14 protein-coding genes are annotated in these 14,421 nt (G+C 71.1%); 11 read left to right on the top strand and 3 right to left on the bottom strand.

The genetic code is table 11. From position 1 onward, the window contains the following. Nucleotides 1-7: 7 nt before the first annotated feature. Nucleotides 8-958, top strand: a complete 951-nt coding sequence (locus B9S57_RS26685; protein ID WP_103759758.1) for a hypothetical protein — start codon at nt 8-10, stop codon at nt 956-958. On the opposite strand, the gene B9S57_RS26680 is transcribed toward B9S57_RS26685, so the two are convergent. Beyond that, a complete protein-coding gene (locus B9S57_RS26680; RefSeq protein ID WP_103759757.1) occupies nt 955-1,410 on the bottom strand; it encodes a DUF3093 domain-containing protein in 456 nt (151 codons plus the stop codon). The genes B9S57_RS26685 and B9S57_RS26680 overlap by 4 nt on opposite strands. 58 nt (nt 1,411-1,468) lie before the next feature. Here B9S57_RS26680 and B9S57_RS26675 point away from each other — a divergent pair, with 58 nt between their 5' ends. From B9S57_RS26675 to B9S57_RS26640, 8 genes are all read left to right on the top strand, one after another. Then, nucleotides 1,469-2,053: a PaaI family thioesterase gene (locus B9S57_RS26675; protein ID WP_103759756.1), complete on the top strand. Its 585-nt coding sequence runs from the start codon at nt 1,469-1,471 to the stop codon at nt 2,051-2,053. Continuing rightward, nucleotides 2,053-2,580 carry a dUTP diphosphatase gene (gene dut / locus B9S57_RS26670; RefSeq protein WP_103759755.1) on the top strand — a complete coding sequence of 176 codons (528 nt, stop codon included), beginning with the start codon at nt 2,053-2,055 and terminating at the stop codon, nt 2,578-2,580. Before B9S57_RS26675 ends, dut begins: the two co-directional genes overlap by 1 nt. A 1-nt stretch (nt 2,581) precedes the next feature. Further along, nucleotides 2,582-3,352, top strand: coding sequence for a DUF3710 domain-containing protein (locus B9S57_RS26665; RefSeq protein ID WP_103759754.1), 771 nt, complete (start codon nt 2,582-2,584; stop codon nt 3,350-3,352). Nucleotides 3,353-3,503: 151 nt separating this feature from the next. Further along, nucleotides 3,504-4,241, top strand: a complete 738-nt coding sequence (locus B9S57_RS26660; protein ID WP_103759753.1) for an ABC transporter ATP-binding protein — start codon at nt 3,504-3,506, stop codon at nt 4,239-4,241. 247 nt (nt 4,242-4,488) lie between these two features. After that, nucleotides 4,489-7,032 (top strand): sensor histidine kinase KdpD, encoded by a 2,544-nt coding sequence (locus tag B9S57_RS26655; protein WP_103759752.1) that lies wholly within the window; start codon nt 4,489-4,491, stop codon nt 7,030-7,032. A gap of 55 nt (nt 7,033-7,087) precedes the next feature. Next, nucleotides 7,088-7,795, top strand: a complete 708-nt coding sequence (locus B9S57_RS26650) for a response regulator (protein ID WP_103759751.1) — start codon at nt 7,088-7,090, stop codon at nt 7,793-7,795. A gap of 71 nt (nt 7,796-7,866) precedes the next feature. Beyond that, nucleotides 7,867-8,283 carry an OB-fold nucleic acid binding domain-containing protein gene (locus B9S57_RS26645; RefSeq protein WP_181011475.1) on the top strand — a complete coding sequence of 139 codons (417 nt, stop codon included), beginning with the start codon at nt 7,867-7,869 and terminating at the stop codon, nt 8,281-8,283. 3 nt (nt 8,284-8,286) lie between these two features. Continuing rightward, a complete protein-coding gene (locus tag B9S57_RS26640) occupies nt 8,287-9,057 on the top strand; it encodes a DUF3159 domain-containing protein (protein WP_103759749.1) in 771 nt (256 codons plus the stop codon). Nucleotides 9,058-9,125: 68 nt separating this feature from the next. Here the strand turns inward: B9S57_RS26640 and B9S57_RS26635 are convergent, their stop codons facing one another. Next, on the bottom strand, nt 9,126-9,803 hold the full coding sequence (locus B9S57_RS26635; RefSeq protein WP_103759748.1) for a TrkA family potassium uptake protein: 678 nt from the start codon (nt 9,801-9,803) through the stop codon (nt 9,126-9,128). After that, complete coding sequence (locus B9S57_RS26630; RefSeq protein WP_014153600.1) at nt 9,803-10,471, bottom strand: TrkA family potassium uptake protein; 669 nt, start codon at nt 10,469-10,471, stop codon at nt 9,803-9,805. Before B9S57_RS26630 ends, B9S57_RS26635 begins: the two co-directional genes overlap by 1 nt. Before the next feature lie 369 nt (nt 10,472-10,840). Between B9S57_RS26630 and B9S57_RS26625 the strand changes: the two genes are divergently transcribed. Continuing rightward, nucleotides 10,841-12,904: an APC family permease gene (locus tag B9S57_RS26625; RefSeq protein ID WP_103759747.1), complete on the top strand. Its 2,064-nt coding sequence runs from the start codon at nt 10,841-10,843 to the stop codon at nt 12,902-12,904. Between the two features lie 136 nt (nt 12,905-13,040). Further along, on the top strand, nt 13,041-14,384 hold the full coding sequence (locus tag B9S57_RS26620) for a class I SAM-dependent RNA methyltransferase (RefSeq protein ID WP_103759746.1): 1,344 nt from the start codon (nt 13,041-13,043) through the stop codon (nt 14,382-14,384). Nucleotides 14,385-14,421 lie beyond the last annotated feature (37 nt).

Below are 14,421 nucleotides of genomic sequence, written 5' to 3'. Positions count from 1 at the left end.
GCCGGCCGTGGCAGGCGACACACCGTTCCGGAAGCGGCGCTTGCGGCGCACGAAGTCGTCGGAGGCGCATCAGGGCGGTACAGGCCCGGTAGAGGGTGAGAGCCCCACTGCCGAGCACGGGGCCGCCCTGCCTGCCTCTCCCGGCACACCTGACGACGAGCGGGGCCGTCCGGCCTCGCTCGAAGCGGTAAGGGCGGCGGAGCCGCCCTCCGAGTCCGGGCAGGACGGTCCGGCCCCGAAGGGACCCGGCCGTCTGCACACACTGAAACGAGGCGTACGCAGGAGCCGGGAGAACGCAGCCGCCGCAGTCGGCGCGGTGACCGACCGCATCATCGACATCGCTCCCCGTGTCCCCGTGCGGGACCTCGCCACCCTGCGCAGGCAGTTCCCGGGGCTCGGCCCCGAAGAGCTCGCGGACAAGCTCGTCGCGGGCGCGTGCGGCGCCACCGCCGCCGTCGGCGCCGGTATCGGGGCCGCGGCGATGATGCCCGTACCCCCCGCCATGCTCGCGGAGCTGGCAGCCGAGATCACCGGGGTCGCCGCCGTCGAGATGAAGCTCGTCGCCGAGCTGCACGAGGTCTACGGCAGGCGTCCGCCGGGCAACATCGGCCAGCGCGGCACCGCGTATCTGACGTCCTGGACCGAGGAGCGCGGCATCGACGTCTCCCGCCCCACCACGCTCAACGCGGCGCTGGGCGGACAGATGAAGCGCGAACTGCGCCAGCAGATCATGAAGCGCACCGTGCGGGACCTGCCGAATCTCATCCCGTTCATGATCGGTGCCGCCGTCGGCGCGATGATGAACCGACGGGACACCAGAAAGCTCGCCGACCGGGTCAGGAGCGACCTGCGGCGCGATCAGGTCTCCTGGGACCGCCTCACGGAGCTCCCCGCCCTGGAACAGCCCGCGAGGCCCGCGGAGGAGCTTCCCGAAGGGCTGGAAGACCCCGGCCGCTAAGCCGCTACGGGCGCGAGCGCCGCCACCAGGGCCCCCGGCTCACGGGTCGACAGGTAGAGGTAGGGCGTCGGGTCGGCGGGATCGGTGACCTTCACCCGCACCGCGGTGGGGACATAGCTGCGCAGCAGCATGAACGCGCGGGGATCCGCCTTGTACGAGCGCCAGGCGCGCGCCTCCTCCCCGTCCAGCACCTCGGCGTCGCCGAGCGCCTCCAGGGGGATCCGGGCGTCGCCCGCGACCAGGGCGCCCGCCACGACCCGGATGCGCGCGGAGCCGTACGAACTCACGCCCGCGCACGCCGCCGCCGTGCCGCCGACGAGGCCGCCGAGCATGGGCAGGGTGCCGACCGGCAGGAGCATCAGCGCACAGGCGACGCCGATCCCGAAAGCGATGAGCCACCACGAACGGGGTGCGGTGAGGCGTTCGTCGAAGGGGGGTGCGGAAGGCTGCATGAAAGCAAGCTTGGCACGGCGCGACCCGCGGTCGGCAGCGCGGGTAAGGTCTGCGCCTGTGAGTGGAACATCTGCACGTCTGACACCCCCGGCCGACGCCGTGAAGCCCGTCCGGCATCCCGACGCCCCGGCGCCCGGTGAGATCCTCGGCTCCCACTACGAACACTGTTTCGGCTGCGGAGGCGGACAGCCGCACGGACTGCACCTCCGCGCGACGGCCGGCGAGGGTGTGAGCGTCACCGCCGAATTCACCGTGAAGCCGGCCCACCAGGGCGCCCCGGGACTGGCGCACGGTGGTGTACTGGCGACGGCGATGGACGAGACGCTCGGCGCCCTGAGCTGGCTGCTGCGGGTCATCGCGGTGACCGGACGGCTGGAGACCGACTACGTCCTGCCGGTCCCCGTGGACACCGTGCTGTTCCTGGAGGCCGAAGTCACCGCCGTCCACGGCCGGAAGATCTACTGCCGGGCGACGGGCCGGACCGCCGGCCCGGAGGGGCCCGTCGCGGTCCGCGCGGAAGCTCTCTTCATCGAGGTCAAGGTGGACCACTTCATCGACAACGGGCGGCCGGAGGAGATCCGGGCGGCCATGTCCGACCCGGACCAGGTCAGGCGCGCACGCGCCTTCGAGGTGAACCCCTGATGCGCCGGCCCGTCGACGTGCTCATCCGCCGGGTCGACCCGGACGTGCCGATTCCCGCCTACGGACACCCGGGCGACGCCGGTGCGGATCTGGTCACCACCGAGGCCGCCGAACTCGCCCCCGGCGAACGGGCGATGCTCCCCACCGGGGTGTCGATCGCCCTGCCCGACGGCTACGCGGCCTTCGTGCACCCCCGTTCGGGCCTCGCAGCCCGCTGCGGAGTGGCCCTCGTGAACGCCCCAGGGACGGTCGATGCCGGGTACCGTGGGGAGATCAAGGTCATCGTGGTCAATCTCGACCCACGCGAGACCGTCAGGTTCGAACGGTTCGACCGGATTGCCCAACTGGTCGTCCAGCAGGTCGAGAAGGTGCGTTTCCACGAGGTGACGGAGCTCCCCGGCTCGGCGCGGGCCGAGGGCGGCTTCGGATCCACCGGCGGTCATGCCGCAGTGGACGGCGTCACGGGCGGTAACACCCAGGGTGGGAACAGCTACGCTTCGGTCGTATCCGACCGGGAAGGACGTTGACGTGTTCGGACGTCGCAAGAACAGTGGTTCCGCCGAGGACACGGCGGACGAAGCGCGCGAGGCCGAGCAGGTCGCCGACGAGCTCGACGGCACCGGGGCCGAGAGCGGCTCGCGCCGCACGAACCTTCCGCCGGCCCCCCGGCCCGACGGGCCGTGGGACATCTCCGAGGTCTCCCAGCCCGGCGAGGGCAGGGTGGACCTGGGTGGCGTCTTCGTGCCCGGGGTCGAGGGCATGGAGCTCCGGGTCGAGGTCGCCGGCGACGCGATCGTCGCGGCCACCGTCGTGCTGCGTGACAGCGCGGTCCAGCTGCAGGCCTTCGCCGCTCCCAAGAAGGAGGGCATCTGGGGTGAGGTGCGCGACGAGATCGCCTCGGGCATCACCCAGCAGGGCGGGATCATCGACGAGGTCGAGGGCCCGCTGGGCTGGGAGCTGCGCGCCCAGGTCCCCGTACAGCTCCCGGACGGGAAGAACGGCGTACAGCTGGTGCGCTTCGTCGGGGTCGACGGACCGCGATGGTTCCTGCGCGGAGTGATCTCCGGCCAGGGCGCGGTGCAGCCGGAGGCCGCCGGGCTGCTGGAGACGATCTTCCGGGACACCGTCGTGGTCCGCGGTGACGGTCCGATGGCTCCGCGTGACCCGATCGTCCTCAAGCTTCCCAATGACGCCCAGATGGTGCCGGAGGGTGTGCAGCAGGAGGACCAGGAGAGCTCGAAGTTCTCCGGCGGCATGGGCCAGCTGCAGCGCGGTCCCGAGATCACCGAGGTGCGCTGACCGCACCCGGCTCGTTCGAGGCCGGTGGGCCGCGTCCCGGGGAGGGGACGCGGCCCACCGGCCTTTCCATTGCCTGACCGGGTGCCTCATGCACATACTGGCGGCTGCCGAGGGAGCGGTACGCACGGCGGCGTACGCACGGGGGAGAGCGATGACACGGAGCACCGAAGGACGGACCGGCACGGCCCTGGCCGAGGGCGGCCCGGCCGACGGACCGATGGTGCGGATCGAGGATCTGCACCGCTCGTACGGGACCGGTGCCGCGGCCGTGCACGCCCTGCGCGGCGTCTCCTTCGAGATCCCGCGCGGGGAGCTCGTCGCCCTCAAGGGCCGCTCCGGATCGGGCAAGACCACGCTGCTCAACCTCGTCGGCGGCCTCGACGCACCGGACGGCGGGCGCATCACCGTCGGCGGCACCGACCTCTCGGAGCTCGGCGAGGACGGGCTGCTGGAGCTGCGCAGGGACCGGATCGGATTCATCTTCCAGTCCTTCGGCCTGATCCCGATCCTGACCGCCGCGGAGAACGTCGGCGTACCCATGCGGCTGCGCAGGACGGACGCTCACGAGCGCGAGGAGCGGGTGGCGCTGCTGCTCTCCCTGGTCGGGCTCGGCGATCACGCCCAGCAGCGCCCCGGAGAGCTCTCCGGCGGCCAGCAGCAGCGTGTCGCCATCGCCCGGGCCCTCGCCAACCGGCCCGCCCTCCTGATCGCCGACGAGCCCACCGGGCAGCTCGACGCGGAGACGGGGCTCGCGGTCATGCACCTGCTGCGGGCCGTCGTGCGCAGCGAGGGCGTCACCGTCCTCGTCGCCACCCACGACCCCCAGTTGCTCGGCTTCGCCGACCGTGTCCTGGAGCTCAGCGACGGGCACATCGTCGAACACGGGTAGACGGCCGTGACGGCGGAGAGCGTGCCGACGGCCGCCTCCGCACACGTGCGGACCCCCACATCGGCGGAGCACGTGCGGACGGCCCCGCCGGGCGCGTCCTGCGCCGGGGCGGCGCCCGGCCGCATCAGAATCCCGTCAATACGGACCCCTCGCCCGGCCCCGGCCCCATATGCCGGAATTTCTCGGGGTAGGTTCGACAGCGGCTCCCGTATCGGCGGCAGCCGGTTTCGGAGAAGACAATGGGGCCATGGCACGCGGCAAGCTTCGGATCTACCTGGGTGCGGCACCCGGCGTCGGCAAGACGTACGCCATGCTGTCGGAGGCTCACCGCCGGGTGGAACGGGGCACGGACTGCGTCGTCGCGTTCGTGGAGCACCATGACCGGCCGCGCACCGAGGTGCTGCTGCACGGCCTGGAGCAGATCCGCCGGCGCGACATCGAACACCGCTCGGCCGTCTTCTCCGAGATGGACGTCGACGCCGTCCTGGAGCGGGCCCCGGCCGTGGCGCTCGTGGACGAGCTGGCCCACACCAATGTGCCGGGCTCCCGCAACGCCAAGCGCTGGCAGGACGTCGAGGAACTCCTCAAGGCCGGCATCGCCGTGGTGTCCACCGTCAACATCCAGCACCTGGAGTCCCTCGGCGACGTCGTCGAGTCGATAACCGGAGTGCGGCAGCAGGAGACCATCCCCGACGAGGTCGCCCGCCGGGCCGACCAGATCGAGCTCGTCGACATGTCGCCTCAGGCGCTGCGCCGACGCATGGCCCACGGGAACGTCTACCAGTCCGACAAGGTCGACGCGGCCCTGTCCAACTACTTCCGCCCCGGCAACCTCACCGCCCTGCGCGAACTTGCTCTCCTCTGGGTCGCCGACCGGGTCGACGAGTACCTCCAGCAGTACCGCGGTGAGCACGACATCAGCGCGCCCTGGCAGGCCCGCGAGCGCATCGTCGTCGGACTGACCGGCGGACCCGAGGGCCGTACGCTCATCCGCCGCGCCTCACGGATGAGCGCGAAGGGCTCGGGCAGCGAGATCCTCGCGGTCTACATCGCCCGCAGCGACGGACTGACCTCCGCCTCACCCAAGGAGCTCGCGGTGCAGCGCACCCTGGTCGAGGACCTCGGGGGCACCTTCCACCACGTCATCGGCGACGACATACCCTCCGCGCTCCTCGCGTTCGCCCGGGGCGTCAACGCCACCCAGATCGTCCTCGGGTCCAGCCGCCGCAAGACCTGGCAGTACATCTACGGCCCCGGGGTGGGGGCCACCGTCGCCCGGGAGTCCGGACCCGACCTCGACGTGCACATCGTCACGCACGAAGAGGTCGCCAAGGGACGCGGGCTGCCCATCGCGCGCGGTGCGCGGCTCAGCCGCACCCGGATCATCTCGGGCTGGCTGGCCGGCGTCGGGGGGCCGGCACTCCTGACCCTGCTCCTGCACGGCATGGAGAACGGACCCGGCCTCGCCAACGACGTCCTGCTCTTCCTCTTCCTGACGGTGGCCGCCGCACTGCTGGGCGGACTGGCGCCCGCACTGGCCTCGGCCGCAGCGGGCTGCCTGCTCCTGAACTACTGGTTCACCCCGCCCACCCACACCCTGACCGTGCAGGACCCGGAGAACTTCGTCGCCATCGTGATCTTCTTCGCGGTGGCGGTCGCGGTCGCCTCCGTCGTCGACCTGGCGGCGCGCCGCACCCACCAGGCCGCCCGGCTGCGCGCCGAGTCGGAGACCCTCTCCGCCCTCGCCGGGAGCGTCCTGCGGGGCGAGACGGCGCTGGATGCCCTGCTGGACCGGGTCCGCGAGACCTTCGGCATGGAATCCGTCGCCCTCCTGGAGCGGCAGAGCGACGTCGAGCCGTGGACCTGCGCCGGCTCCGTCGGCCCCGCGCCCGTGGACCGGCCCTACGACGCGGACGTGGACATGCCCGTCGGCGACCACATGGCGCTGGCGCTCTCCGGGCGCGTACTGCCGGCCGAGGACCGAAGGGTCCTCGGCGCCTTCGCCGCCCAGGCGGCCGTGGTGCTCGACCGGCAGCGTCTGGTCGGGGAGGCGGAGGCGTCCCGGCGGCTGGCCGAGGGCAACCGGATCAGGACCGCGCTGCTCGCCGCCGTCAGTCACGACCTGCGCACCCCGCTGGCGGCCATCAAGGCTGCCGTGAGCTCCCTGCGCGCCGATGACGTCTCCTGGTCCGACGCGGACGAGGCGGAGTTCCTCGCGGCCATCGAGGACGGCGCCGACCGCCTGGACCACCTGGTCGGCAACCTCCTCGACATGTCGCGCCTGCAGACCGGCACCGTCACCCCGCTGATCCGCGAGATCGACCTCGACGAGGTCGTCCCGATGGCGCTCGGCGGCGTCCCGGAGGGCAGCGTCGACCTGGACATCCCCGAGACGCTGCCCATGGTCGCCGTCGACCCCGGACTGCTGGAGCGGGCCGTCGCCAACATCGTCGAGAACGCCGTCAAGTACAGCCCCGGCCGGGAACGCGTCGCCGTCGCCGCCAGCACCCTCGGCGAGCGCGTGGAGCTCCGGGTCGCCGACCGCGGCCGCGGGGTCCCCGACGAGGCCAAGGAACGCATCTTCGAGCCCTTCCAGCGCTACGGTGACGCCCCGCGCGGCGCAGGGGTCGGCCTCGGGCTCGCCGTCGCCCGCGGTTTCGTCGAGTCCATGGGCGGCACCCTGGACGCCGAGGACACCCCCGGCGGCGGGCTCACCATGGTCCTCACCCTCACGGCCGCGCCGGGACAGGTGCGGGCCGGCCCGCGTCCTCCCGTACACGTCACCTCATGAGATCCCCGGGGCGCACCCCCGCCCCGTACACGTATTCCGGAAAGGCAGGTCCGCGATGACCCGGGTCCTCGTGGTCGACGACGAGCCGCAGATCGTGCGCGCCCTCGTGATCAACCTGAAGGCGCGCAGGTACGAGGTGGACTCGGCGCCCGACGGGGCCACCGCCCTGCAGCTGGCGGCGGCACGCCACCCTGACGTCGTCGTCCTCGACCTCGGCCTGCCGGACATGGACGGCGTCGAGGTGATCAGGGGACTGCGCGGCTGGACCCGGGTGCCGATCCTCGTGCTCTCCGCCCGTCAGACCTCGGACGAGAAGGTCGAGGCGCTCGACGCCGGGGCCGACGACTACGTCACCAAGCCGTTCGGCATGGACGAGCTGCTGGCGCGGCTGCGCGCCGCCGTGCGCCGGGCGGAACCGGTCGGCCAGGACGGCGGCGACGACCTGGTGGTCGTCGAGACCGAGGGCTTCACCGTCGACCTCGCCGCGAAGAAGGTCCACCGTGAGGGCCGCGACGTGCGGCTGACCCCCACCGAGTGGCACCTGCTCGAGGTCCTCGTCCGTAACGCAGGCCGGCTCGTCAGCCAGAAGCAGCTGCTCCAGGAGGTCTGGGGTCCCTCGTACGGCACCGAGACGAACTACCTGCGCGTCTACATGGCGCAGCTGCGCCGCAAGCTGGAGACGGACCCCTCGCACCCCCGGCACTTCGTGACCGAGCCCGGGATGGGATACCGCTTCGAGCGGGGACGAGCCGTCCCGGAGTGATCAGGAGTCACCCGTCCGGGTGATCTCTGTGCGGGCCCGCCCCTACCACAGGGGACCGGTACCCTTCGGGTATGAGCGCTGTTCCCCGATCCGAGAAGTCCGGCAGGGCGGAGAGGCCGTCCGGCCGCTTCCGCCGCATGCTCGACCGGCTGTCCAGCTCCCAGGAGGACCTCGAGTCCGAGGAGCTGCAGGAGGACACGCACGCCTCGGGCTGCACCCGGATCTCCGAGTGCTCGGACCGCCAGATCGTCAAGGTCACTGGTACCTTGCGGACCGTCACCCTGCGACCGCGTGCCGGAGTGCCCGCCCTGGAGGCGGAGCTCTTCGACGGCACCGCGCCCCTCGACGTGGTCTGGCTCGGCCGGCGTTCCATCGTCGGCATCGAACCGGGACGCAAGCTCATCGCGTCGGGCCGCGTTGCCATGAGCCACGGGCGCCGGGTGCTGTTCAACCCCAAATACGAACTCCGACCGCTCGGCAAGGAGTAGCCGGTGACGTCTCTCGACAAGCCGACGTCCGATACGGACCAGCCCCACCGCACCGACCAGCAGGACGCCGACGCGAAGGCGGTCACGGAAGCCGCGCTCTTCGAGGCCTTCGGCGGCGTGCGCGGCATGGTGGAGACAGTCCTGCCCGGGCTGCTCTTCGTCACGATCTTCACCATCAACAAGAACCTGACGGCCTCGGCGATCGCCGCCCTGGCGGTCTCCCTGCTGCTCGTCGTCGTGCGGCTGATCCGCAAGGACACCGTCAAGCACGCCTTCAGCGGCGTCTTCGGCGTGGCCTTCGGCGTGCTCTTCGCGAAGATGACGGGCAACGCCAAGGACTTCTACCTGCCGGGCATGATCTACACGCTCGGACTGGCCTTCGCCTACCTCGTCACCACGATGGCCGGGGTGCCGCTGATCGGGCTGATCCTCGGGCCGGTCTTCAAGGAGAACCTCTCCTGGCGCACCAGGAACCCGGGCCGTAAGAAGGCGTACGCCAAGGCCAGCTACGCCTGGGGCCTGATCCTGCTCGCCAAGTGCGCGATCCTCTTCCCGCTGTACTGGTGGGCCGACACCGCCCAGCTCGGCTGGGTCCTGGTCGCGCTCAAGATCCCGCCGTTCCTGCTCGCGGTCTATCTGACCTGGGTCTTCCTCGCCAAGGCGCCGCCGCCCATCGACGTCTTCGCCGAGATGGAGGCGGAGGAGCAGGCCGAGAAGGAGCGGAAGGCGGCGCAGAGCGCGCAGGCCGCGGAGGTCCGCAACCACGAGATCTGACGCACGACGACGCACACACGCGTGGGGCCCCGGACCGGAAAGGTCCGGGGCCCCACGCGTGCACGGACTCAGTCCTCGACCGGCTCCCGGCGGACCGACAGCAGGTCCTCCAGCTGTTCCTCGCGCGCCTGGGCGGCCACGAACAGCAGTTCGTCACCGGCTTCCAGGGTCTCCTCGAGACTCGGCGTCAGCACACGCGTACCGCGGATGATCGTGACCAGGGAGGTGTCCTCCGGCCAGTCCACGTCGCTCACCCGGATCCCGGCCAGCGCCGACTCCGGCGGCAGCGTGAGCTCGACCAGGTTGGCGTCGCCGTGGCTGAAGCGCAGCAGCCGGACCAGATCGCCGACGCTCACCGCCTCCTCGACCAGGGCGGACATCAGGCGCGGCGTGGAGACCGCGACGTCGACGCCCCAGGACTCGTTGAACAGCCACTCGTTCTTCGGGTTGTTCACCCGGGCCACGACCCTCGGGACGCCGTACTCCGTCTTCGCCAGCAGCGAGACGACGAGGTTGACCTTGTCGTCACCCGTCGAGGCGATCACGACGTTGCACCGCTGGAGCGCCGCCTCGTCGAGCGACGTGATCTCGCAGGCGTCCGCGAGGAGCCACTCGGCCATCGGGACCCGCTCCACCGAGATGGCGGTCGGCGCCTTGTCGATCAGCAGCACTTCGTGCCCGTTCTCCAGGAGCTCGGCCGCGATGGAACGGCCCACCGCGCCGGCCCCGGCAATAGCCACGCGCATCAGTGACCGCCCTCCTCGGGACCTTCGGCAAAGGCCTCCTCGACCTTCGCGATCTCGTCCGTACGCATCATCACGTGGACCAGGTCGCCCTCCTGCAGAACGGTCTGCGACGTGGGCAGTATGGCCTCACCCAACCGGGTGAGGAAGGCCACGCGGACGCCCGTCTCCTCCTGCAGTGTGCTGATCTTGTGCCCGATCCACGACGGCGTCGTGTGCACCTCGGCGAGCTGCACACCGCCGCTCGGGTCGCGCCACAGCGGCTCGGCGCCCGACGGCAGCAGCCGCCGCAGCATCTGGTCCGCAGTCCAGCGGACCGTGGCGACCGTGGGGATGCCCAGGCGCTGGTAGACCTCGGCCCGCCGGGGGTCGTAGATGCGCGCCGCGACGTTCTCGATGCCGAACATCTCGCGCGCCACCCGGGCCGCGATGATGTTGGAGTTGTCTCCGCTGCTGACGGCCGCGAAGGCTCCCGCCTCCTCGATCCCCGCCTCGCGCAGGGTGTCCTGGTCGAAACCGACCCCGCTGACCCGCCGGCCGCCGAACCCGGAACCGAGACGGCGGAACGCCGTGGGGTCCTGGTCGATCACGGCGACCGTGTGCCCCTGCTGCTCCAGGGTCTGCGCGAGAGCGGCTCCGACACGCCCGCAGCCCATGATGACGATGTGCACCGTGCGCCTACCTCGCCGTCCTGGTCGTCCGGATGACCTGCGAAAACACCCTGCTCACACTTCTCTCTCAGCCTGCGGGGCAAACAACGGGGCAACCACCTTCGGCGTTGCCCGGGGAAGAGCTTATGCGGCCGCTACCGCACCGCCTCATCCGAGTGTGCGTACGCCCCGGGCCGATGAGCAAAGCGACCGCCCGAGCGAGGGCCGGGCCGGCCCCCGCCACCCCGGAGGCCACCCCTCCGAAACGCAAGGATTTCGTTAAGGATTCCATGGACTTTTCCGGTGAGGGCGGGTGATTCAGAAGGTTCTCCGAACACCGAGGGGGTGGTGCTTCGGCGGCGTGTCCCGCCAGCGCTTACGATCCTCACCGTGTCCAAACTGACCGACGTGCCCAAACGGATCCTGATCGGCCGGGCGCTGCGCAGCGACAAGCTGGGGGAAACGCTCCTCCCCAAGCGCATCGCGCTCCCCGTCTTCGCATCCGACCCTCTGTCCTCCGTTGCGTACGCACCCGGAGAAGTCCTCCTCGTGCTGTCCATCGCGGGCGTGTCGGCGTACCACTTCAGCCCGTGGATCGCGGTCGCGGTCGTGGTCCTGATGTTCACCGTCGTCGCCTCGTACCGGCAGAACGTGCGCGCGTACCCGAGCGGCGGCGGCGACTACGAGGTCGCCACCACGAACCTGGGCCCCAAGGCCGGGCTGACCGTCGCCAGCGCGCTCCTCGTCGACTACGTCCTGACCGTCGCCGTGTCGATCGCCTCCGGAGTGGAGAACCTCGGCTCCGCCATTCCGTTCGTCGTCGAGCACAAGACTCCCTGCGCCATCGGCGCCATCGTGCTGCTGACGCTGATGAACCTGCGCGGCGTCAAGGAGTCCGGCAAGCTCTTCGCGATCCCGACGTACCTCTTCGTCGTCGGCGTCTTCGTGATGATCCTCTGGGGTGCCTTCCGCGGACTCGCCCTCGGCGACACCATGCACGCGCCCACCTCGGACTACGAGATCAAGCCCGAGCACCAGGGGCTCGCCGGCTTCGCCCTCGTCTTCCTGCTGCTGCGCGCCTTCTCCTCCGGCTGTGCGGCACTCACCGGCGTCGAGGCCATCAGCAACGGCGTCCCCGCGTTCCGGAAGCCGAAGAGCAAGAACGCCGCGACCACGCTCGCGGCCATGGGCCTGCTGGCCGTCACCATGTTCTGCGGCATCATCGGCCTCGCCATGGCCACCGACGTGAAGATGGCCGAGAACCCGGCGAAGGACCTCATCCACAACGGTGCGGCGGTCGGCGCGGGCTTCGTCCAGGACCCGGTGATCTCGCAGGTCGCCGCGGCGGTCTTCGGCGAGGGCACGTTCCTCTTCGTCTTCCTGGCCGCGGCCACCGCGCTCGTGCTCTTCCTCGCCGCCAACACCGCTTACAACGGCTTCCCGCTGCTCGGATCGATCCTCGCCCAGGACCGCTACCTGCCGCGTCAGCTGCACACCCGCGGCGACCGCCTGGCCTTCTCCAACGGCATCGTGCTGCTGGCCGGGGCCGCCATCCTGCTCGTCTGGATCTACGGGGCCGACTCGACCCGGCTCATCCAGCTCTACATCGTCGGCGTCTTCGTCTCCTTCACGCTCAGCCAGACCGGCATGGTGCGGCACTGGAACCGTCATCTGCGCACCGAGAAGGACCCGGTGGCACGGCGGCACATGGTCCGCTCACGGGCGATCAACACCTTCGGCGCGTTCTTCACCGGCCTGGTGCTCGTCGTGGTCCTCGCCACCAAATTCACCCACGGCGCCTGGGTCGCGCTGCTCGGCATGGTGATCTTCTTCGGCACGATGACCGCGATCCGCAAGCACTACGACCGGGTCGCGGAGGAGATCGCCGCGGCCGACACCCCCTCCGACGACTCCGTCCGCCCCTCGCGGGTCCACTCGATCGTCCTGGTCTCCAAGCTGCACCGGCCCACGCTGCGCGCCCTCGCGTACGCCAAGCTGGTGCGCTCCGACCAGCTTGAGGCGCTGTCCATCAGAGTCGACCCGGAGGAGACCAAGGCGCTCCGGGACGACTGGGAGCGGCGGGGCATCGACATCCCGCTGAAGATCCTCGACTCGCCCTACCGTGAGGTCACCCGGCCGGTCATCGAGTACGTCAAGGGCCTGCGCAAGGACCGCCCGCGCGACGTGATCAGCGTCTACATCCCCGAGTACGTGGTCGGCCACTGGTACGAGCACCTGCTGCACAACCAGAGCGCGCTGCGGCTCAAGGGCAGGCTTCTCTTCACCCCGGGCGTGATGGTGACCTCGGTGCCCTACCAGCTGGAGTCCTCCGAGGCCGCGAAGGTGCGCGCCAGGAGGCGCGCGGACTGGACCGCCCCGGGATCGGTCCGCCGCGGTCCGGTGGAACGGCGCCACCACAAGGATGCCGGCCACCGGACCGGCAACAAGCGCTGACTCCGCGCTGCGCCCGTGGTGAGCGGCCGGCTTCCGCCCACGTAGACTGGTGGGCTGTTGTCCGGCCGCCGCCGGGCCGCCATCCGGCCACCGTCCGGCTGCTTCCTCGTTTCCTGATCTCTGGAGCCACCCCCTCATGCAGAACGAATCCACGTCGTCGCAGGCCGGGGAGTCTCTGATCGGTCGGGAGTACGAGGTCGAGGTCGGCCCCGTCGCCCACGGGGGCCACTGCATCGCCCGTACGGACGAGGGACAGGTGCTCTTCGTGCGCCACACCCTCCCCGGCGAGAAGGTCGTGGCCCGGGTCACCGAGGGGGAGAGCGACTCGCGCTTCCTGCGGGCCGACGCGATCACCGTCATCGACGCGTCCAAGGACCGGGTCGAGGCGCCCTGCCCGTACGCCGGCCCCGGCAAGTGCGGCGGCTGTGACTGGCAGCACGCCAAGCCGGGCGCCCAGCGCCGTCTCAAGGGCGAAGTGATCGCCGAGCAGCTCCAGCGCCTCGCGGGCCTCACGCCCGAGGAGGCCGGCTGGGACGGCACGGTCATGCCCGCCGAGGGCGACAAGCTGCCGCCGGGCCAGGTGCCCGCCTGGCGCACCCGGGTCCAGTACGCCATCGACGCGGACGGCCTGGTCGGACTGCGCAAGCACCGCTCGCACGAGGTCCAGCCGATCGACCACTGCATGATCGCCGCCCCGGGCGTCTCGGAGCTCGGCGTCGAGAAGCAGGACTGGCCGCAGATGGCCACGGTGGAGGCGATCTCCGCCACCGGCTCCCACGACCGCCAGGTCATCCTCACGCCCCGTGAGGGTGGCCGGCTCCCGCTGGTCGAGCTGGACAAGCCGGTCTCGGTGCTCCGCGTCGAGGAGAAGGACGGCGGCGTCCACCGCGTCCACGGCCGCGCCTTCGTCCGCGAGCGCGCCGACGACCGGACGTACCGCGTCGGCTCGGGCGGCTTCTGGCAGGTCCACCCGCAGGCGGCGGACACGCTGGTCCGTGCCGTCATGCAGGGCCTGCTGCCCCGCAAGAACGACACCGCGCTCGACCTCTACTGCGGCGTCGGTCTGTTCGCCGGCGCCATCGGCCAGCGGATCGGCGAGAAGGGCGCGGTGCTGGGCATCGAGTCCGGCAAGCGCGCGGTCGAGGACGCCCGGCACAACCTCAAGGACCTGGAACGGGTCCGCATCGAACACGGCAAGGTCGACCAGGTCCTCCCGCGCACGGGCATCACCGAGTGCGACCTGATCGTCCTGGACCCGCCCCGCGCGGGCGCGGGCAAGGCCACGGTCAAGCAGCTCGTCGCGCTGGGCGCCCGCCGCATCGCGTACGTCGCCTGCGACCCGGCGGCGCTGGCCCGGGACATCGCGTACTTCGCGGAGGGCGGGTACAAGGTGCGGACGCTGCGGGCGTTCGACCTCTTCCCGATGACTGCGCACGTTGAGTGCGTGGCCATTCTGGAGCCTGCTGGCAAGGGCGCCTGACCTGCGGGTTCGTGGTTCGCGTGGGTCGCTCGACCTG

It is taken from the genome of Streptomyces sp. SM10, assembly GCF_002910915.1.
Taxonomy (GTDB): Bacteria; Actinomycetota; Actinomycetes; order Streptomycetales; family Streptomycetaceae; genus Streptomyces.
This window is presented reverse-complemented; position numbering and strand designations above follow the sequence as displayed.

Coding starts and splice junctions, on each gene's coding strand:
- B9S57_RS26680 (WP_103759757.1), bottom strand. CDS start 1,410: ATGCAGCCTTCCGCACCCCCCTTCGACGAACGCCTCACCGCACCCCGT.
- dut (WP_103759755.1), top strand. CDS start 2,053: ATGCGCCGGCCCGTCGACGTGCTCATCCGCCGGGTCGACCCGGACGTG.
- B9S57_RS26660 (WP_103759753.1), top strand. CDS start 3,504: ATGACACGGAGCACCGAAGGACGGACCGGCACGGCCCTGGCCGAGGGC.
- B9S57_RS26655 (WP_103759752.1), top strand. CDS start 4,489: ATGGCACGCGGCAAGCTTCGGATCTACCTGGGTGCGGCACCCGGCGTC.
- B9S57_RS26650 (WP_103759751.1), top strand. CDS start 7,088: ATGACCCGGGTCCTCGTGGTCGACGACGAGCCGCAGATCGTGCGCGCC.
- B9S57_RS26645 (WP_181011475.1), top strand. CDS start 7,867: ATGAGCGCTGTTCCCCGATCCGAGAAGTCCGGCAGGGCGGAGAGGCCG.
- B9S57_RS26635 (WP_103759748.1), bottom strand. CDS start 9,803: ATGCGCGTGGCTATTGCCGGGGCCGGCGCGGTGGGCCGTTCCATCGCG.
- B9S57_RS26620 (WP_103759746.1), top strand. CDS start 13,041: ATGCAGAACGAATCCACGTCGTCGCAGGCCGGGGAGTCTCTGATCGGT.